Genomic DNA, 20,191 nt, shown 5'->3' with positions numbered 1-20,191 from the left:
CATTAAGTAAACATTTATGACAAGGAAAGTATTTTCATTTGCCTTCATTTTATTCGCAATCTGCTTTATTGCAGCACAAACTCATACAGATGCAGAATCTACCAATAAAATAACAAATACGGTTACCCAAACAGGGATCGGTTTGGGTTCTGTGATTGCAGTCGTATGTTCCTGGGATAGAAACAGGTCTATACTGTGGGCAATCATTCACGGAATTTTTGGGTGGTTGTATGTAATTTATTTTGCTATTTCAAGAAAGGAATAAAATTTTTAATTTTTTACATAAAAATCCTGATGCCAAAAACATCAGGATTTTATTTTTACTGAGAAATTTTGTTCTTCTTCAGCCATTTTGGGAAGTCGCTTTCTATCAGTTTTGTTCCGGCTTCGTTGTACCAGCTGTAGCCCATTCTACGCTCTTCGGAAATTTCTTCGTAATTAAATTTCACGCTTCCGTCACGATCTCCGAAAATAGGTTTATTGGTGGCAATATCATAAAATCTCGCCCATACCGACGAACCTTCCTTCCTGCTTAAAGTACGTACTGCTTTTCCGTTCACTTTAGAAACAGCATACGTGTATCCTTGAATCCGGCTTTCATCAAACCACTTTACCGCAAATTTAATTGATTTTTCAATTTCAGGCGTTAAAGGCTGCATCATCAGAAATTTTATAATCCCGATTGATTCTCCGGTTGCTAAGGAAACAGGTTCGAAAGCTCTCGCTTTTTCAGGCTTTAAAGTATTTTCATCGTATTGATCTGCCCAAATTGACAGTTTACCATTTTGGACAATCTGAGTTTTTAAGATACAATCAATTCCTTTTTGTACGGCAATTTTCGACCTTTCTTTCAATTTTGAATCCACTGCATCAAATCCTTCTTTTCCTTCTGCTGTGTTGTATAAAACCGTTAATGCATTAATCATCGCATTGTCATTATACGTTACCTGCTTTCTGTACAGCCCTGTGTTCGGAAAATATTGTGGAAAACCGCCGTTTTCATACTGCATCGACAGCAAATATCCAATTCCTTTTTCTGCTGATTTTAGATAAGCGGCGTTTTTAGTTGATTGATAAGCTTTAATCAAGCCATTGATTTCCCGTGAAGTTGCATTGTTATCAATCGTTGCAAAATCATTATCGGTCGCTTTGATTATTTTTAAAAGTTTCGGATCTATCTTCTTTGTATAATCTACGTTTTGCTTATCGCTTGTATGTTTACCCCAACCTCCGTTCGGAAGCTGGTAAACCATCATTTTTTCGGCTAAGGTATCTTTTACCTGAGCGGAAAGGTTAATGGCCATTAACCCAAGAGCGAATGTATATATTTTTAGTTTCATCTTTTAAAAATTATTTAACTTTTACCACCAAAGGATTGGCAATGATTTGGGCCTGCTTCTGCAATATCTTTTCCCAATCTTCTTTTGTTGTAATCTGACCACTTTTCTGCCACGCAAACCCTGCATAGTACGTCAGTTTTTGCTGAGGTTTTGTCACGACCAATAAATTACTTTGATCCGGTGTTTCAGATTTGAAAGCAATAGACGTCTGAACAATTTTCGGATCAATTACAATTCCTTCGCCTACGAAAGCATCATCTATTTTTTCCCAGTGAAGATAATAGCCGTTCTTATCATTGAGTTCTGATTTCCCTTCATTTTTATGCAAAGTAATTCCGACAGTGTAGTTAGGAACCGGCTTTTCAGCTTTAAAATCAGATTCAAATTTTGAAAAATTAGAACCTAAATCTAATGAAACGATTTTCTTTTCTGCCACTCCGAATTCACTCCATGGCGCATAAGTTAATTCAAAAACCGTTCTCAGCGGACCTTCTGCAATGGTTTTGGAGCTGATAAAATTCTTTGAAACCTGCAGCTTTTCATCTTTCCAGATTCCGATTCCTCCCGTTCCGCGGCTGTCTCCGACATGATACGGATCGTAACCTTCCCCTCTTGTATCTTTATGATAATACATCGGATCGGTTAAATATCCTTTGTACCATTCGTTGATGACAGATTTTTCGGTTCTTTTCAGCCAGATATCAACACCACTCGATAACGTGCTGCCTTTTACGCCCGCCAATGCTTCAGCCTGACCTTTCGGACCATACACCCTGAATGCAATTTTATCATTCTCCCAGGTATAATCGTCTGCTCTTTCGGGAACCAGTCTCGAATAGGTTGTTAATTTACTTTCGGGAACAGGTGTTTTTTCATTGGTAAAAATGGAATAGGTATTTGTTTTTTTAGGATCAATAGCAGCTTGAAAAAGCAACTCATCATTTTTTCCGTCACCGTTATAATCGATCCATTGAACGGGAAGAGATTTTCCATACTGATCTTTGATTCTGAGATCGCTTTCTTTGTTTTTGCTTAAAAAAGATTTCAAATCTGAAACAGGAATTGAAACGACCTCATTTCTTGAAAAATCCAGGACATTTTTTACCTGAACAGAAGTTTGTGCCCTCAAACCATCCGCAACAATGCAACCGATTGCACAAAAAATACCCAAGACCGGATTTTTAACTGTTAACATATTTTTTTTGTTGAGTTAATTTTACCAAAAGTAAATATAATTTTCTTTCGAAGACAAAAAATACTCATCAATGATAAGGATTTAATATTTTTTAACTTAATCGGTAAGGTTTGGTGCTTCTCGCCCAACGGAGAATGCAAAATACGATTGCAGAAGTTTTCCTCTCAAAATTAGAAATCGACATTCGCTTTGATATTTCCCAATGTGGTTTCCGTTTTATCCTTAAAGCCTTCGAAAAACGTCAGCATAATAATTTTTTCTGAAAATTATCTCTGGGAAAATCCTGAAGAATTTCATCTCTGTGATGCTCCATAACAAAGGTGATTTTTGATGATTAGCATGGAGACATTTGTAAAAAACTCATTAACTGGAATATTCTTTCAAGAGTTGTCTGTAGCTCATTAATATAGAAGATTTAGAAATAAACCCGATAAATTGATTATTGTTATCTACAACAGGTAAATTCCAGACTCCTGTATCATCGAAAGTTTGAAGAATATTCAGTGGCTGATCTTCAGGATGGATAACCGCCGGAGGAGCTTTCATAATCTGAGCAATGGTTACCGAAACCTCATCATTCGTGAAAAGATAAGGCCTTATATCATCTAATGTTAAAATTCCTCTCAGTTTTTTCTTTTCATCGGTGATGGCAAAAATATTTTTGTCTCCATTTTTTACCCTATCAAATAATTCTGTAATAGGTGCATTTTCATGAACTGTCTGAGAATATCGATCGATAAATTCATCTGTTTTTAATGAAAACAATATATTTTTATCATGTTTATTGGTGAAAATCTTTCCCTGATCTGCCAATGATTTCAGTTCCGGAGAGATAGGTGAGAACCATTTTGCAATTAAATAAGATATAATAGAAACGATCATTAGAGGAATAAAAAGATCATACCCGAAACTGGATTCTGCGATCAGGAAAATGGCTGTTAACGGCGCATACATTACACCGCTCATTGCCCCGGCCATTCCTACCAAAACAAGATTGGTCACCGGAACTTCCGTAAAGCCGATCTGTTGACAGATAATTGCAAATAAATACCCTACCGTTCCGCCTGCAAAAAGTGAAGGGGCAAAATTACCGCCGTTTCCTCCACTGAAAATCGTAAACGATGTCGCAAAAGCTTTCAGTAAAAGAACGAGAACCAAAAAGATGATAATGGTAAAATTTTTAATTTCAAAATATCTGAAAAAACTGTTTTCAATAATTCTATGGGTATCGCCATTTGTAAAAGCTTTAACGGTTTCATACCCTTCCCCAAACAAAGGCGGAAAAAGCACACAAAGTAAAGATAAAACTGCACCGCCAAACATTGCCTTTCTTAAACGAGACAGCTTTAATTCTTTAATAAAATGCTCAACTTTCTGAGAGATCACCACAAAATATCTTGCGTATAATCCTGTTACAATCCCTAAAATCAGGTAATACGGAACATTTTTATAATTAAAGGCTTCTCTTGTATAAAACCTGAAAAGTACATCTTCCTGCAACAATATTCTCGACAACAGACTCCCACACACTGCAGCTACCACCAAAGGAATAAAATCTGTAAAAACAACCCCCGTTAACAAAATTTCAAAGGCAAACATAATTCCTGCTATGGGCGCATTAAACGCTGAGGCAATTCCCGCAGTGGCTCCTGCGGCCAATAATAAGGTTCTTTCTTTATAACTTAATCGGTACGTTTGTGCGTAATTAGAGCCAATTGCTGCTCCCGTTACCGCAATCGGACTTTCAAGACCAGCAGAACCGCCGAGCCCAACCGTAACCGCACTCTGAACAATCTGTGAATACATTTTCACCGAAGAAACAATACTTGAATTTTGTGCTACTTCATATAAAATCGCACCGATCCCTTTTCTGTCCTGCCCTTTAAATATTGTTAAAACAATAAGCGTCGTTAACACAATTCCCAAAAAAGGAAAAATAATATAAAAAAGAATCTGATATTCGAAATGAACTTTCGTGGTAATAAAATGATGAATATTATGAACTAGGGTTTTCAGTAAAACACCTGCCAAGCCGGCTGTGCATCCTACCAAAATTCCCGATAATACAAGAAACTGGTTTCGGCTTAATCTGTTATTCAGCCAATGAAGTATCAGTTCATAACTGCGTGCTTTTTCCAAACCAAAGTTTTGAAAATCCCTTTTAAATTTTAAAAAACTGAGATACTTTTTCCTGTTGTGAATTTTCATAAGACCTGATTGTTTCCGGAAACGGATTGATAATGACCGTCAATTTACAAAATTTATTTTCAAGGTGTCAAATTAAGGACGCATTATCTAGAAATATCACGTTATAATTTTACTTCATTAAAAAACCGTTGTGCATTTTGCAAAATTTTGGTATTAGGCCCGTCAGTCCAAGTGTTTTTCCGTAACAAAGTGAAGAAAAAATGTATCGAGAACAAATTGATTTTCAAAATTACAAACTTCTCGATACGATTTTTTTCAAAAATCTACTCGAAGCGACGAAAAACAAATTAAAATGCAGAACGGATTTCATTAAACAATATATGTTGATTAACCGACTACTGGCTCCTCTTACATTCCAAACAGGAACTCTGTTAAAAAAACTTTCAAAAAATCTGTATTTTGTAGAAACACTGCTAATATGGTTATCTCTAATATACATTGAATCATTTTAGTTGTATTATGATCATCATCGATTATTTAAGAAATCTGTTTTAGGATCTCTTATAATTTTCGAAAATAAAAAGTAATTTATATTTAATAGTATATTTTACCGTTGATGATTTGTAATAAATTCTGAGATTCCATTTTTTTTATTGCTCTTATTACGGTCTCAATATTCAATCCTGATAATGAAGCGAGCTGCTGCCTTGTATATGGAATCTGAAACCGTTCTCTATTCTGATCCGTATAAAACCCCTTAATATAATCAAGCAGTATAGTGAGCCGATCTACTGAACTTGAAATCCCAAGTGTTGCAAGTATAAGATTTTTATAATGTATTCTTTTGGCAGTATAGGCATACAGGGATAATAATAACTCCGGTGTATTTTCAAGCAGACTCATCAATTTATATTTTTCCAATCTTATAATTTCGCAGTCTGAAATGGCTATAGCATTAAACGGATATTTTAGATCTGTAAATAAATAAGATTCCGCAATACAGTGACCTTCATAGGGTAAGCCATACAAAAGCTCTTTTCCGCTCATATTGGCTACACTCATTTTAACAGTACCAGATTTTATCTGAAGATAGTACTTTGCATGGGAACCTTCTTTAAAAATGAAATCATTAGGGCGATACTGTAAAGTTTCACCACCGTATTGAAGGAGTAAATCTTCTTTTATTACCATAAATTCATTTGATTTCTTAAAAATAATATAATATTCTTGAAAATCATATAAATGTGGTATGATAAACGACTTGAAAGTCTCTTTATTATAAATTTAATGCAAAATAAAAAAGCAATTTACCTCTTCTTAATTCAATGCAAACGGAGTCCGATTAGATTGATACAAGGAGTATCGGCTGTAGGTTTTCTTCCTTTTGAAAATACTTCTGGAAGGCTAGAAAGTATTGATCTGTAATATTATCCATCATAACTTGGCATTGTGTCCCATTGGAAAACATAGGAAATCTTTAATACATCAAATGTTTTTTAGCATTATTCCTCCATCCCGCAGAACTCGAATATTTGACGAAGAATATTTTGAGATCCGCAGAACTTTCGGTGTCTGTGAAATAGATTTTCTTTTGGGCCTGACTTCCATATTGGGTAAAAAACCATCTGCCTTCATTTCCTTCTGCCTGGCTGCCGTATTGTACTTTATAAACTTTGAGGTCTGCCTGACTTTCATAGCGGCATACAAAAACCTTAAGCTCTGCCTGACTGGCATATTGGGTGGAAAAAACTTTCTGGGCACTTAGTTGCAACCCTAAAAGCATGCCCGAAATAATAAAAATCTGTTTCATTTGTTTTGCTTTTAATCCTTCAAAAGATACGAATATCATATAAAATAAGAAAGCGCCTGCCATTACGCAGACGCTCCCACCTCAATCTTCATAATACATAGACTAAATTAACATCTCCACATTCAAATTTATTGTGTTTTTACCCTCATCTTTATGTTTCTAAATCGTAGAACATTTTTTTCTTAACAGTAAAGGTTGAAAAATACTTTGAAATTTTTAACAACCTATTTTTTATGATTAAAAGTCTGTTTAAACTAATTTTAAATTTAACCACAAAAGGCACAAAAGATATTCTTCCAGCTATTATCAGATAATAAAAGCTCTCAAAAGAATAAAAATCAAAGATTTTTTTTAAACTTATGTGTTCTTTTTATGTCAATTTAATGATAAACTTTAAACACATTATCTAAATCTTTTGTGTCTTTTGTGGTTAAATAAAAAGTTTAAACAAGTTTATGGTTTTAATTAAAACTCAAATTCCCCGATCAGGATTCCGTTGTCACCGCCTCGTTCATTTTCTTTCTGATTCTGGAATACAACTATTTTTCTTTCCTGTCTGCCGGTTGCATAATTGATGTATACTTCGGCCATAATAGCCGTTGGCCCGGCAATTCCTACCTGTCTTTCTCCAAAGAAATTGGTCTGGATTTTATATTTGCCTTTGATCGCTTTTTTAAGTAAAAACTGTTCGGGGCCGAAACCTCTCGTGAAATCATTACTCAGCCTTCCTCCGATTTCAGTTTCCGGGTGACTGTAGTAGCATCGCTCGTTATTAGGATCGGTTACCCAAAGATCAATATCAGTGTCATCTTTATTCCAGTTGATGACCACTCGGATGTTTACCGGAAGATCTGTAATAATTTTTGGATTAATCTGCTTAAGATCGAGTTTATTTCTGTATTTACTGATGAGTTCATTGATTTCCATGATGACTGTTTCCTCAATTCCATCATCACGATCTGCCAGTTCTCTCGTATAAGATTGTGTAAGAACTTTATATAAATTATCCAAAGCCAGCTGATATTGTCCGTTATCTTCCAAAGCCAATGCATAATCTCTGTAGCTTTGAGGATCAAAAGGCCGCCATTCCAATACTTTCTGAGTAACGAAAAGTTCTTTTTCATATGCTTCAGCCTGCTTTAATTTATACGCCAATAATTTGTACAGTTCCTCATTTTCAATATCAAGATCTGCAATCGAACTTAATACTTTTATCCCCGATTTTTTATCATTATTTTTAAAAAGCAGCTGGGCGACATCAAAATAATACTGAGGCAGGTTTTCGTAATCGTTTCTGTTTTTAAGATAAATCTGATAAATTGTTTCTGCATTTTTTACCGATTCAAAAAGCTTCATGTAATCAGCGTCCGATTGTACCTCAATCATGTTGATTCTTCCTGAACTCACCACCTCCGAAATTTCCTGAGTTCTCACTGAATCCGTTTGCGAAGCCCATCCGGAATTCACTGCTATTCCCTGAGTTCTGCCTTCAAGAACCCGAACAGAGTTATTCGATGCAATCAGTGGCTCAGAAGTGGCGCTTACTGAGGAAGAAGTTTGCGCTTCTTTTCTTACAACCTTATTGAAACCATACATTACCACTTCCTCTATCTCATTAGACTGACGATCTGAAGATGCATTAATTTCTACAGCTTTATCAGCCTGTACCTGCGCAGGCGGGGCAGCATTTGCAACTGGTGGCGGAGTATAAACAGGCGCTTTCACTCCTTCCTGAGCAACTCCTGTTATAACAACTTCTTCAATCCTAATTCTTCTTCCTGTTGCAGAATCCATTCTTCCAGGATCATAATCGGGTTCCGGATAACGTTTTGATTTTTGTTTTTGATTATATTCTTTTTTCCACCATTCTTTAAGATTTTGTGTCATTCTTTCGGCATCATTCATCAAATCTTTTACACGTTCATCTTTTGCAGCTCTGTTGTTTTTTACGATTTCATTGAACTGAGTTCTCAATTCTGCGGGCGGAGCAATATCATACCGAACATAATCTTCCACATTTTCCAACACCATTAAGCTCATATTGTTGCTTACCAAGCCGAATTGTTTGCTTAAACTTTTAATATCATTTTTATTTTCTTTCTCAAAAATTTCCAGTTCGTTCAGTTTCTTTTGAGCCCAGAATTTTGAAATTTCCCAATCTTTAATTGTCTGTTCGTTCGAATTTAAAGTAATGACTTTTGTTTCTGTCACTTCATTTCCATACCCGAATTTTGCTTTTACCGTTGTCTGATTTCCCTTTAAAATCCCTGTCAGTAAAAAATCCTGAGAAACCGTTTGTGTTAAAGAAGGATATATTTCAGAAAGCTGAGCATTGTTTTCAATCCCTAAAAATTTCAAAGGTTGGGACAAAAGCTTTTTCACTTCTTTTTTAGGATCATTTTCGCTTAAGTTTAAAAATTCTCCGCCTGTTTTATTGCTGATGAATTTCAATTGATTAAAATTCACATTATTAGAAGAAGAAATCGTGTAAGTTGGTTTGTTCCAGCTTAATTTCAATTCTCCAAAAGAAGACAATCCGTCTGTGAAGAATAAAATCTCATCTTCTCTTATAGATTTCAATTGGCCGAAATCTGTTCCTCCGTCGTAGGTTGTTTTTAATAAATAAGCTTTTAATTCGTTCCAGTTTCCATCATTAATTTTAAAAGCCTGCCCTTCTTCAAAAGTGTTGTTAAGGAAATAAATTTTTACATTTAGATTATTATTCGTTTTAAAATATTCTTCCAACAAACTTAACTCTTTAGAATGATCCCGCTTTTTTCCACTCAAGGAATTATCCCAGACAATTGCCAGTTTATTAGTAAGTTTTTTGGCTCTTTCATTTGAATTAACTGCGATATTTGCAAGAAAATAAGACGAGTCACCCAAAGCTTTCTGAATCAAAACACTTTGACTGTCGTTATTCTGAGGAAAATTGATTTTTAAATTATTTCCGGGTCTGTATTTTGTTCTGTGTGTTTCGGCAACCCAGACGTTTCCATTTTTCACAAAATCAAAATTTCCGTCCGGTTTTTCTTCCAATTGTGGAGGATTTGTACTCTGAAAAACAGTTGTTTTAATATTAAATTCAGGAATTTCTGAAGTGTAGTTCAATGGCAAAAAATATTCATAAGAATTCCCGGATTTCTTCAATTCATAATTATACGTGATTTGAACCGTTCGTTCTCCGCCATTGGCATTGATCGGATAAATTGTTGTCCTGAAATTATTACCTTCTACTTTTTCCAGAATTCCGGGATCGATATTCCTTTTTTTGATGGTTTCGTAAACCTCCCTGGCTTTTTCTTTTTCTACAGGCACGGCATTTCGTAGCTTTCCGTTGATATCCAAAGCATAACCGCTCGCATTCACCCCCTCCGGAAGCGGGAAAGTTACTCTTCCTTCTCGCAGTCGGTTTGAATAGTTTTTAAAAACCATGGTTACAATATTGGTAGAAATTCTCCCGGTAATTTTGGTTTCGATATTGAGTTTCTGCAGGACAACCTGATTATTCTTTTCATATCCGCCCTTTCCGTCTCCCGTTTCAATAGTAGGAATCTGTGCGAAGCAAAGCATCGGGAAAAACAGAAAGATCTTTATATATAAATTTTTCATAAAAACAGAATTTGAGGTTCAACAAATGTTTCTATGTATCAAGATGTCAGATTTTGAAAAAGGGTTGGAAAAAATATATTTTTTTTGAATTTAAAAATAAAAAAGCCACTCACCTTATCTGTAAGTAGCTGATATATTGACAGGAATATTTTAAAAATTAATTTAAAATATTATTCATTTCAGTTAAAATAATGGGTTTTCCGTCGGTAACCACAATCGTATGCTCATGTTGCGCCATATAACCGCCTTTGTTTCCTACCATGGTCCAACCGTCATTCAGCTCCACAGCGATATTGGAATCAGTCGAAATAAATGTTTCAATTGCTACCACAGAATTCTTTTTGAACCTTCTTGTGTCGAAACGGTTTCTGTAATTCATCAATTCGTCCGGCTGTTCGTGAAGGCTTCGCCCAACACCATGCCCGCCAAGATTTTTGATGACCTTAAAACCTCTTTTCTTAGCTTCCGTTTCCATGATGAAACCAATGTCTGCTATTTTCACACCGCCTTTTATCGTATTAATCGCCTTTTTCAAAATATCTTTTGATGCTTCTACCAGTTTCTGATGCTGATTGATGTCTTTTCCGATGACAAATGAACCTCCGTTATCTGCCCAAAATCCTTCAAGTTCCGCCGAGACATCAATATTAATTAAATCTCCTTCCTTTAAAACCCGATGATCGGAGGGAATGCCATGGCAAAATTCATTATCAACACTAATACAGGTCCATCCCGGAAAGCCGTAAGTAAGATGTGGTGCCGACTTTGCCCCAAAACCGGAAAGGATCTTCTCTCCGAACTCATCAAGATCCTTCGTCGTCATCCCAGCCTCAGCGTAATTCATCATTTCTCTCAAAGTATAAGCAACAGCTTCACTGACTCTCTGCATTCCGATTAATTCAGCTTCGTTTGTTATAGACATTTTTTGTTTTTTAATTGTATTGTAAAGATAATGAAAAGATATTTATGGTTTTTGCGGATCTCTTTAAGAAACAAACTCAAGCATGAAACACAATAATTCTTATCTGATGAAAGTCTTTACAGAAATTATTTTTATCGTTAAGTTCACTCGTGCTTACCATAAAGTTGATTTTCTTACAAAACAAAAGCACCTACAGATTGTAAGTGCTTGATTTATTGTGGTCCCACCTGGGCTCGAACCAGGGACCACCTGATTATGAGTCAGGTGCTCTAACCAACTGAGCTATAGGACCTCAAAACTTGGTTAAATTTTGTGATTGCAAAAATAGCAAAATTTCTTTCACTACAAAACTTTTTATTGCTTTTCTTGACAAAGTTCTATCAACACACCGTTGGTAGATTTAGGATGTAGGAAGACAACCAATTTATTATCAGCACCTTCTTTCGGCTCTTCAGAAATAAATTCAAAACCTTCTTTTTTCAGTCTTTGCACTTCTTCAATGATATTTTCAACTCCAAAAGCCAAATGATGGATCCCTTCACCTTTTTTACCTATAAATTTTGATATCGGACTTTCTTCTTTGCTCGCTTCCAAAAGTTCAATTTTGCTTTCTCCGGCAGCATAAAATGAGGTTATCACACCTTCCCTTTCCACAGATTCTTTTTTGTAAGATTTTTTTCCTAAAAGCTTGGTAAAAAGTTCATCGGAAACTCCTAAAGATTTTACGGCAATACCGATATGTTCTAGTTTCATAAAATTACTCAATAAATTAAAAATGTAAATTTGATACAGCAACGAAATTTCAAAGTATCAATTCAAACAAAAATACTAAATTTGCATAAATTATGGAAAGTAACAGACAAAGAAAAGTAGCACAGATTATACAGGAAGATTTCGCAGAACTTTTCCGCAAACAGGCATCAGATAGCAGACAAAGCATTTTGGTAACTGTTTCGGACGTAAAAGTAACTGCAGACCTTGGAATTGCCAAAATTTATTTAAGCATATTCCCACAGGAGCACCGTAAAGCCGTGATGAAAGAAATTGAGGAAAACAAAGCTTCATACAGAAATTTCATCGGCCAGAAAATGGCAAAACAGGTTCGTGTAATCCCTAATCTTAATTTCTACTTAGACACCACTCTTGATGACGTTGAAAAATTAGACAGAGAACTAAGAGGAGAAGGTGACAATCCCATTTTATAACTTTTGAAAAACATTGCATTTTATATCGCATCGAGATACCTTTTGGCTAAAAAAGGGAGTACTGCTGTTACATTTATTACGTGGCTGGCTGTAGGAGCGATGACGGTTGCCGTTACTGCAATGTTTGTGATTATTTCAGTTTTTTCGGGGCTTGAGGATCTTAATAAAGATCTGATTTCTAATCTCCATGCGGATCTTACGATTAAAAGTACTTCCGGGAAAACTTTGAAAGACTTTGATAAAATCAATAGAATTTTAAAAAGTAATAATGAAATCAGCAGCTTTTCAAGAGTAATTGAGGAAAAAGTATACATCAATTACAATGGAAAGGGTGATATTGCTTATCTGAGAGGTGTAGATTCCGCGTATATCAAAGTAAATCCTATTAATAAAGATGTTTTCTACGGTGTTTATCCCAGCTTCAAATATTCTAATGAAGTTTTAATGGAGAACTCTTTGAATAACAGATTGGCTATTCCTGTACCTTCTAATTCTGATTACGCAACGGTTTTTATGCCTAAGCCGGGAACCGGGATTATTAATAAAGAAGAAGATATTTACAATAAAAAGGATATATTGGTAACGGGGATTTTTGGAGGAAAAGACCAGTTAAACAATTATATTATATCTCCGATAGAGCTTACGGAAGAGCTTCTAAATCTTCCTGAACATTCAGCTTATCAAATCGTTGTTAAGCTTAAGGATCCAAGTAATACAGACAGCGTAAAACAGCAACTTCTTTCATCTTTAGGAAAAAACATTGAAATAAAAACCAAAGAAGAAGAAAATGCAGCGTTCTGGAAAATGATCAATACCGAAAAATTATTTATTTATTTAATTTTTGCTCTGGTTATTTTCATCACTACATTTAATCTTGCAGGAGCCATCATTATCTTACAGTTAGATAAAAAAGAACAGGCAAAATCTTTGATTTCTTTAGGATTACCCCTGAGTCATTTAAGACAGATTTATTTTTATACCGGAATTCTTATTGTTACTTTAGGTATAATCTCAGGTTTGATATTGGGAACAGGGCTTTGCTATTTCCAGCAGTATACAGAATTCTTTAAAGCCAATGAAATTCTGCCTTTTCCTGTAAAGATTGTTGAAAAAAATTATTTAATTGTTGCCGTAACGGCATCCCTTTTCGGCTTCGGTATTTCTTGGGCTTTTTCTAAAATCGGCAAAGACTACATTACTAAAAGTTAATACAATACCCGTTCATTTTTTCGTACCTTTACGCCCCAATTTTTAAAAAATGAAACGTACTCTATTCCCTTTTTTGCTTCTATTTGCATTTTTTAATGCATTTGCGCAAGCACCTGCCGGTTATTACAATGCTGCAGCCGGTCTTACAGGTTTCAACCTTAAAACTGCTTTAAATCAAATCATTACCACAGGACATACTCCAGGACTTAGCTATAACAATCTCTGGACAGCCTACCAAACAACTGATCGTGATTATGATTATGAAAATGATGGTAGCATTTTAGATATTTATTCTGAAAATCCTATCGGGGCCGACCCTTATAATTTCACTTATGGAACCAACCAGTGCGGTAGTAGCTATTCACAGGAAGGAGACTGCTATAACAGAGAGCATATAGTACCTCAAAGCCTTTTCAACCAAGGCTTACCTATGAGAGGTGATGCTCATTTCGTAAGAGCAACTGACGGAAAAGTAAATAACGAAAGAGGAAGCCTCCCTTATGGAAAAGTTGGATCAGCAAATTACACTTCTCTAAATGGATCTAAAAGAGGTACATCTGCATCCCCAGGATTTACAGGTACTGTTTTCGAACCTATTGATGCATTCAAAGGTGATGTTGCTAGAATGATTTTCTATTTTGTTACCAGATATGAAACTCAATTAGAGACTTTCACTTCAGCAAATGGTACAGGAAATATGTTAGGAACATCAGCATTTCCTGGCCTACAGAATTGGGAACTCGACCAGCTTCTTATATGGCATTTACAAGATCCTGTTTCTCCTGCTGAAGTTAGAAGAAATAATGCGACTTATACTTACCAGGGCAACAGAAATCCATACATCGATCATCCTGAGTATGTTAACCAAATCTGGGGAACTCCGGTTATTGATACACAGGCACCAACGGCTCCTACAAACCTTGTGGCAAACAACCCTACTTCCAATTCTATTGCTGTAAGCTGGACCGCCGCTACAGATAATATTGGGGTAACAGCTTATGAAGTTTACGCTAACGGAATCTTAAAAGCTACTGTTACAGGCACTTCAACGACTGTTAACGGGTTATCACCTCTTACAACATATACCTTCTATGTCATCGCTAAAGATGCTGCCGGAAACCCATCTCCACAAAGTAACAATGCAGTAGAAACAACACTTGACGGACCTGTTGGCGGAAGTTGTGGTGCTGAAGATTTCTCAACTATTCCAACGTCACCAACTACTCCTGCTTACGATACAAGAACTTGGACTAATAACAGTATAACATGGACGGCAACGGATGCCAGAATTGATCAAACAATAAATGGTAAAGCCATTAACATCCGAAACGGAAGCCTTACAAGCTCTACAATTTCAGGAGGAATTGGCAGCTTAACGGTTACTACAAAATTACCATTTTCCGATACAGCAGGAAATCTGACTCTACAAATTAATGGAAATAATGTCGGGACTATTCCTTTTAATACGACAAACATAACAACCACCATCAGTAATTTAAATATTTCTGGTAATATTGTTATTAGCCTACTCTCTCCATTAGGCGGAAAAAGAATTTCTATTGACGACCTAAGCTGGACTTGCTATGCAGGAGCTCTGGCAACAACAGAAACTTCAAAAGAAAAAACAGGATTCACGGTCTATCCAAATCCTGTGAAGAACAACGAATTATTTGTAAAAGGTGAAAACTTAAGCAAAATTTCAAAGGCTCAGATCTACGATTTCTCAGGAAAGCTGATTGAAACGATTGAAAATCCTTTTAAAAATTCTAACAAAATCAACCTTAAAGGTTTAGTAAAAGGAAATTACATCTTGAAAACAGATGCTTTCTCTACTAAATTTATTGTAGACTAAAACTTAAAAAATATTTTATACGAAAGACCGGTTTTGTCCGGTCTTTTTTTTATTTTTATACTATGGATTCCAATAAAAAATTAGGCTTAATCGGAAGAAACATTTCCTATTCCTTTTCGAAAAAATACTTTGAAGATAAATTTCAGAAACTGATGTTGAAGGGATATTCTTACAACATTTTTGATTTAAAGGAAATCAATGAAGTTGAAAACCTTTTTTCTACTCCGGAACTCCTGGGTTTTAATGTAACAATTCCTTACAAAGAAAAAATCATCGATTATTTGGATGAATTAAGTGATGAAGCAGAAAAAATTGGTGCCGTAAACTGTGTTTTAATTGAAAACGGAAAGAAAAGAGGCTACAATACAGATGCTTTCGGGTTTGAAAAAACACTGCTTCTGCACAAAAAAACGCATCACGATTCTGCGATCATTTTAGGGAACGGAGGTGCTGCAAAAGCAGTAAAATATGTTTTAGACAAACATGAGATTCCATCCGTTACAGTTTCCAGAACTACAGAAATCAATTACGAAAACTTAGATAAAGAAACTGTAGAAAACCATAAATTGATCATTCAATGTACGCCGGTCGGAACTTTCCCGAATGTGGAAGACTGCCTGCATTTTCCTTTCGATGGGATTTCTAAAGATCATTTAATTATAGATTTAATTTACAATCCCAACTACACGCAATTCATCATTAATGCTTCCGAAAAAGGGGCAAAAACAGTGAATGGATATTATATGCTTGAACAACAAGCAGAAAAAGCTTGGGAAATTTGGAACTTTCAAAAAAAATAACATAAATTAGTACTATATTTAGCTTTTTAGCTATATATTTAGAGGATATTAATGCCACTCACATAAACGATTTGCTATGATTACAGAAAACAACCTTTCTGAAAACGAGGAAAACAAAAACCCTAACGAAGTACCTCAGGAAGAGACATCAGAAAATGTCGTATCTAACGATGAACACATCCATAATGAAGAGACGGAACATGAAGAAGAGCACGAAGAAGTAGAAATTTCTCTTGCCGATGCATTAAAAGAAATGGAAAAAATCATCAATGCGACGAATGCAGGTGAAGATTTCAAAAAATTCAATCAACTCAAAGAAAAAGCAAGTCATTACATCCATGATGAAGTGGAAGACAAAAAGCATGAATATGTAGAAGCCGGAAATGCTCCTGAAAACTTTAGTTATGAACACCCTTCTCAGGCAAAATTTTCAGCTTTGGTGAATATTTTCAGAGAAAAGCATGATTCTTACCAAAAAGGACAGGAAGAAGAACAGAAAAAAAATCTGGAATACCGCCAAAGTATCATCGAAAGGCTGAAACATCTTTATACCACCTCAGAACCGGGAATAAACCTTTTCAAATCTATCAGAGAAATTAAGGAAGATTGGTCTAAGGCAGGTCAGGTTGCAAAATCAGAATTCAAGATTCTTAATAATAATTATTTCCACCACTTGAATCAGTTTTATCAGATGCTGGATTTAAATAAAGAATTTTTGGAGCAGGAATACAGCCATAATCTGGAGAAAAGACAGCACATCATCGAACGTGCGAAACAGCTTGAACATGAGCCGGTTATTCAGAAAGCATTAAACGAGCTACAGTATCTCCATAAACTTTGGAAAGAAGAAGCGGAGCCCGTTGCTGAGGAATTCCGTGAAAAAACGTGGGAAGAATTCAAAGAAATCTCCAACAAAATCCACGAAAGAAAATCTGAGCTTTCTGCAGCCATTGAAACGGAGCAAAACGAAAATCTTGAAAAGAAAAATCAGATCATTGCTGAAATCAAGAAACTTTCTGAGCCCGTAGAAAATCCTAATCACAATTACTGGCAAAACTCAATCCGAAGAGTTGAAGATCTCCGTTCTGAATTTTTGAAAACAGGAAGTGTTCCGAGAAAACTTTCGAACCAGAACTGGAATGAGTTTAAAACTATTTTAAGAGGTTTCAACACCACAAAAAATACCTATTACAAATCTTTAAAAGGCTCTCAGCAGGCGAATTTGGAGGAGAAATTAAAATTAATCCAAACTGCAAAAGACAATGCCAATAATGAAGAATGGGATATCGCTGTTCCGTTGTTCAAAAAACTTCAGGAAGACTGGAAGAAAATCGGGCATGTTCCCAAGAGCATGACGAATAAAATCTGGGATGAATTCCGTGATGCCTGCAACGCTTTCTTCAACAATTACAGAGAAAAAAGTAATGCTTCGACTGACAACTGGAAAGAAAATTACAAGAATAAAAAAGCAATTCTTGAAGAACTCAAAACCATCAGCAATGAGGAAGGAAGCATCGAAAGAATTGAAGCGATAAAAACAGCATGGAACAACATTGGGAAAGTTCCGAGAGATAAAATTTCAATCAATACAGAATTCAACAAAACGTTGAGAGAAAAATTGAAATTAAACAAAATTAATGAGTTAGAGCTTAAGGAAGAAGGTTTATCTGAAAATCAATTAACAGACAAGGCAAGAAAAATAAAGAGCCAGATCTCTGATCTCGAGGCTGAAATCGTGAAATTGGAAAACAATTTGGCATTCTTCAAAAACCCATCCAGAGAAAATCTATTGTTGAAAGATACTTTCGATTCTATCGACGAGAAAAAAGCTCATTTGGAAACTTTAAAACAAAATCTTCACAGCATCATCGCTGGAGAATAAAATAATTTTAAAATCTAAAAAGGCGGAGCAAAGCAATTTGACTTCGCTTTTTTCATTCAGTATGCAAGACGAATTTTATATAAAAAGATGCATTGAACTGGCGCAGAAAGCCATTGGTAAAACCTATCCCAATCCTTTGGTGGGAAGCGTAATCGTTCACAATGGCAAAATTATTGGCGAAGGCTATCATCACAAAGCCGGAGAACCTCATGCGGAAATCAACGCCATAAATTCTGTTAAGGACAAGTCTTTGATTCCTGAATCTATGATCTATGTTTCTTTGGAGCCTTGTGCCCATTACGGAAAAACTCCGCCATGCGCATTGAAAATTAAAGAATTGGGGTTCAAAAAAGTAGTGATCGGCGCAATGGATTCACATGATAAAGTGAACGGAAAAGGTAAAAAAATAATTCAGGATGCAGGAATTGAAGCGGTTTCAGGAGTTTTGGAAGAAGAATGTATTGAGTTAAACAAAAGATTTTTTACCTATCATGAAAAGAAAAGGCCTTACATTATTCTGAAATGGGCAGAATCAGGCGATGGATTTTTAGATAAAGATTTCAAACCGACTTCGATTTCAAATTCTTTAGTGAACCAGTTTGTGCATCAATTAAGAGCCGATGAACACGCCATTTTAATCGGAACACAAACTGCGTTGAATGATAATCCGAGTTTGACAGTGAGAAATGTAATCGGTGAAAATCCTGTAAGAATTTTAATTGATTTTGATCTGAAAGTTCCGCAGGATTTCAGCATTTTCAATAAAGAGGCAAAAACGATTGTGATCAATTCTGTAAAAGAAGAAGTTAAGGATAATATTCATTTTATTAAAATTAATAAAGAAAATTTACTGCAAGATCTTATGGAAGCTTTGTATAAGGAACAAATTCAGTCAGTAATTATTGAAGGCGGGAGATTTACGCTGCAACAATTTATCGATGGAAATCTTTGGGATGAAGCGATCGTCATAAAAAATGAAAATCTAAAGCTTGAGAATGGAACCAAAGCTCCTGTTTTAAGCAATATTAAACCTTACAAAACCGAAGAATTCAGAGGAAATAGTATTAAATTCTTCAGATTAAAAACAATCTAATCACCTAATAATCAAAATTTAACATAATAAATTAATGATGATTTTTCACCATACTTTGAAATTAATATTCTAACTTCATGATGAAATAAAAATTATATATCATGAAAAATCTAAGAAAATTAACAAAGAAGGAATTGAAATCAGTAAATGGAGGAATTCAAGGGTGCTATTACCTTATAGACGGAACAAAAGTCTGCCCGTGTAATCCTCATACCCACCGCGACTGCTATGGCAAGTGTATACCAATTGGACAAATGTGCGCCGTACCACAGCCAGAACTTTAAAAATTTTAAATAAGAGACTGAAAAATACAGTCAGAAAAACAGCATCAAACGGCTTATATTATTCAGCGCGATTTATAAAATCATTTAGTCGTGCTATGTAAGAAATTTGTTTGACAAAAATTTTTCGCTCATCAAATTAAAGAGAACTTTACCGTTCTCTTTTTTATGCAATCTTCTTAAAAAGCTTTAACTTTGAAAAATTAATTCTAAATTCAAACCATCCGTTTCCTTATAAGATATGTTCAGTTTTAAGACGATAGAATCTGCGGTAGAAAATACTTTATTAAAAGAAAAAGGAAGCAAATTTATCGGGTTTGCTTTCCCCGTGAGTAACGAGGAAGAACTGAAGAATACCTTGGAAAAAATCCGTACCGAACATCCGAAAGCCACGCATCATTGTTATGCCTTCAGAATGGGCTTAAATGGTGAGAATTATCGTGCTAATGACGATGGAGAGCCTTCAGGAAGTGCCGGGTTGCCGATCTATAATCAATTGTTGGCTCACGAGATCACCAATGTTCTGGTGATTTCTGTCCGGTATTATGGTGGGACAAAACTAGGCGTTTCAGGATTGGTAAAAGCGTACAAAGAGTCGGCAAAAATGACTTTGGAAGAGGCTCATATTATCACTAAAGAACTGGAAATAGAGATTGAAATCCAGTTCAATTTTAATCAGCAGAATGTGATCTTCACGCTGTTATCAAAATTTGATGCTAAAATCATCAACTTCGATTCTCAAGAAAAAGCGCTTATCTCAGCCAAAATAAAATTAAAACATAAAGAGGAAATTTTGGAATCCTTATCCAACTTACAGTTTGTACAATTCAAAATCTGAGTTT

17 protein-coding genes and 1 tRNA gene are annotated in these 20,191 nt (G+C 35.3%); 9 read left to right on the top strand and 9 right to left on the bottom strand.

The annotated features are described in order from the left end of the window. Positions 1-16 precede the first annotated feature (16 nt). The gene (locus BUA89_RS11285; protein ID WP_072957505.1) at positions 17-265 is read left to right on the top strand and encodes a hypothetical protein; all 249 of its coding nucleotides are present in this window, start codon (positions 17-19) and stop codon (positions 263-265) included. A 55-nt stretch (positions 266-320) separates the two neighbouring features. Here BUA89_RS11285 and pelA read toward each other — a convergent pair whose 3' ends face one another. From pelA to mce, 9 genes are all read right to left on the bottom strand, one after another. Then, positions 321-1,340 (bottom strand): pectate lyase, encoded by a 1,020-nt coding sequence (pelA, locus tag BUA89_RS11280; RefSeq protein ID WP_072957501.1) that lies wholly within the window; start codon positions 1,338-1,340, stop codon positions 321-323. A 10-nt stretch (positions 1,341-1,350) separates the two neighbouring features. Beyond that, positions 1,351-2,535 (bottom strand): DUF4861 family protein, encoded by a 1,185-nt coding sequence (locus BUA89_RS11275; RefSeq protein WP_072957498.1) that lies wholly within the window; start codon positions 2,533-2,535, stop codon positions 1,351-1,353. Between the two features lie 363 nt (positions 2,536-2,898). Continuing rightward, positions 2,899-4,674: a chloride channel protein gene (locus BUA89_RS11270; RefSeq protein WP_228420555.1), complete on the bottom strand. Its 1,776-nt coding sequence runs from the start codon at positions 4,672-4,674 to the stop codon at positions 2,899-2,901. Positions 4,675-5,277: 603 nt separating this feature from the next. Then, entirely contained in the window at positions 5,278-5,874 is a 597-nt protein-coding gene (locus BUA89_RS11260; RefSeq protein WP_072957487.1) for a Crp/Fnr family transcriptional regulator, read from the bottom strand. Between the two features lie 286 nt (positions 5,875-6,160). Next, positions 6,161-6,493, bottom strand: coding sequence for a 7(1) septoil knot domain-containing protein (locus tag BUA89_RS11255; protein ID WP_072957963.1), 333 nt, complete (start codon positions 6,491-6,493; stop codon positions 6,161-6,163). Between the two features lie 465 nt (positions 6,494-6,958). Beyond that, a complete protein-coding gene (locus tag BUA89_RS11250) occupies positions 6,959-10,105 on the bottom strand; it encodes a VIT domain-containing protein (RefSeq protein WP_072957484.1) in 3,147 nt (1,048 codons plus the stop codon). A 157-nt stretch (positions 10,106-10,262) separates the two neighbouring features. Then, complete coding sequence (gene map, locus BUA89_RS11245; protein WP_072957480.1) at positions 10,263-11,027, bottom strand: type I methionyl aminopeptidase; 765 nt, start codon at positions 11,025-11,027, stop codon at positions 10,263-10,265. 218 nt (positions 11,028-11,245) lie between these two features. Then, positions 11,246-11,319 (bottom strand) — tRNA-Ile (locus BUA89_RS11240). 62 nt (positions 11,320-11,381) lie between these two features. Next, positions 11,382-11,780 (bottom strand): methylmalonyl-CoA epimerase, encoded by a 399-nt coding sequence (mce, locus tag BUA89_RS11235; protein WP_072957477.1) that lies wholly within the window; start codon positions 11,778-11,780, stop codon positions 11,382-11,384. Between the two features lie 92 nt (positions 11,781-11,872). On the opposite strand from mce, the gene rbfA reads away from it, so the two are divergent. The 8 genes from rbfA (at position 11,873) to BUA89_RS11200 (ending at position 20,187) form a co-directional block, all read left to right on the top strand. Beyond that, positions 11,873-12,232 (top strand): 30S ribosome-binding factor RbfA, encoded by a 360-nt coding sequence (gene rbfA / locus BUA89_RS11230; protein WP_072957473.1) that lies wholly within the window; start codon positions 11,873-11,875, stop codon positions 12,230-12,232. A gap of 3 nt (positions 12,233-12,235) precedes the next feature. Next, complete coding sequence (locus BUA89_RS11225; RefSeq protein WP_072957469.1) at positions 12,236-13,441, top strand: ABC transporter permease; 1,206 nt, start codon at positions 12,236-12,238, stop codon at positions 13,439-13,441. 49 nt (positions 13,442-13,490) lie between these two features. After that, the gene (locus BUA89_RS11220) at positions 13,491-15,293 is read left to right on the top strand and encodes an endonuclease (protein WP_072957466.1); all 1,803 of its coding nucleotides are present in this window, start codon (positions 13,491-13,493) and stop codon (positions 15,291-15,293) included. 62 nt (positions 15,294-15,355) lie between these two features. Further along, complete coding sequence (locus BUA89_RS11215) at positions 15,356-16,093, top strand: shikimate dehydrogenase family protein (RefSeq protein WP_072957464.1); 738 nt, start codon at positions 15,356-15,358, stop codon at positions 16,091-16,093. Positions 16,094-16,169: 76 nt separating this feature from the next. After that, positions 16,170-17,975: a DUF349 domain-containing protein gene (locus BUA89_RS11210; RefSeq protein ID WP_072957461.1), complete on the top strand. Its 1,806-nt coding sequence runs from the start codon at positions 16,170-16,172 to the stop codon at positions 17,973-17,975. A 61-nt stretch (positions 17,976-18,036) separates the two neighbouring features. Next, positions 18,037-19,068 (top strand): bifunctional diaminohydroxyphosphoribosylaminopyrimidine deaminase/5-amino-6-(5-phosphoribosylamino)uracil reductase RibD, encoded by a 1,032-nt coding sequence (gene ribD / locus BUA89_RS11205; RefSeq protein WP_072957458.1) that lies wholly within the window; start codon positions 18,037-18,039, stop codon positions 19,066-19,068. Between the two features lie 101 nt (positions 19,069-19,169). Next, positions 19,170-19,352 (top strand): bacteriocin-like protein, encoded by a 183-nt coding sequence (locus tag BUA89_RS23565; RefSeq protein WP_143152328.1) that lies wholly within the window; start codon positions 19,170-19,172, stop codon positions 19,350-19,352. A gap of 238 nt (positions 19,353-19,590) precedes the next feature. Further along, entirely contained in the window at positions 19,591-20,187 is a 597-nt protein-coding gene (locus BUA89_RS11200) for an IMPACT family protein (protein ID WP_072957456.1), read from the top strand. The last annotated feature ends 4 nt before the right edge of the window (positions 20,188-20,191 follow it).

The sequence above is a fragment of the Chryseobacterium arachidis genome, assembly GCF_900129245.1.
In the GTDB taxonomy this organism is placed as follows: domain Bacteria; phylum Bacteroidota; class Bacteroidia; order Flavobacteriales; family Weeksellaceae; genus Chryseobacterium; species Chryseobacterium arachidis.
The sequence above is the reverse complement of the archived record's forward strand: the minus strand, read 5'-3'. Positions and strand labels throughout refer to the sequence as shown.

Bases quoted from the DNA above. Each gene is read 5' to 3' on its own strand.
- BUA89_RS11210 (WP_072957461.1), top strand. From the start codon at position 16,170: ATGATTACAGAAAACAACCTTTCTGAAAACGAGGAAAACAAAAACCCT.
- BUA89_RS23565 (WP_143152328.1), top strand. From the start codon at position 19,170: ATGAAAAATCTAAGAAAATTAACAAAGAAGGAATTGAAATCAGTAAAT.
- ribD (WP_072957458.1), top strand. From the start codon at position 18,037: ATGCAAGACGAATTTTATATAAAAAGATGCATTGAACTGGCGCAGAAA.
- BUA89_RS11255 (WP_072957963.1), bottom strand. From the start codon at position 6,493: ATGAAACAGATTTTTATTATTTCGGGCATGCTTTTAGGGTTGCAACTA.
- BUA89_RS11250 (WP_072957484.1), bottom strand. From the start codon at position 10,105: ATGAAAAATTTATATATAAAGATCTTTCTGTTTTTCCCGATGCTTTGC.
- map (WP_072957480.1), bottom strand. From the start codon at position 11,027: ATGTCTATAACAAACGAAGCTGAATTAATCGGAATGCAGAGAGTCAGT.
- pelA (WP_072957501.1), bottom strand. From the start codon at position 1,340: ATGAAACTAAAAATATATACATTCGCTCTTGGGTTAATGGCCATTAAC.
- BUA89_RS11200 (WP_072957456.1), top strand. From the start codon at position 19,591: ATGTTCAGTTTTAAGACGATAGAATCTGCGGTAGAAAATACTTTATTA.
- rbfA (WP_072957473.1), top strand. From the start codon at position 11,873: ATGGAAAGTAACAGACAAAGAAAAGTAGCACAGATTATACAGGAAGAT.
- BUA89_RS11220 (WP_072957466.1), top strand. From the start codon at position 13,491: ATGAAACGTACTCTATTCCCTTTTTTGCTTCTATTTGCATTTTTTAAT.
- mce (WP_072957477.1), bottom strand. From the start codon at position 11,780: ATGAAACTAGAACATATCGGTATTGCCGTAAAATCTTTAGGAGTTTCC.
- BUA89_RS11285 (WP_072957505.1), top strand. From the start codon at position 17: ATGACAAGGAAAGTATTTTCATTTGCCTTCATTTTATTCGCAATCTGC.
- BUA89_RS11215 (WP_072957464.1), top strand. From the start codon at position 15,356: ATGGATTCCAATAAAAAATTAGGCTTAATCGGAAGAAACATTTCCTAT.
- BUA89_RS11275 (WP_072957498.1), bottom strand. From the start codon at position 2,535: ATGTTAACAGTTAAAAATCCGGTCTTGGGTATTTTTTGTGCAATCGGT.
- BUA89_RS11260 (WP_072957487.1), bottom strand. From the start codon at position 5,874: ATGGTAATAAAAGAAGATTTACTCCTTCAATACGGTGGTGAAACTTTA.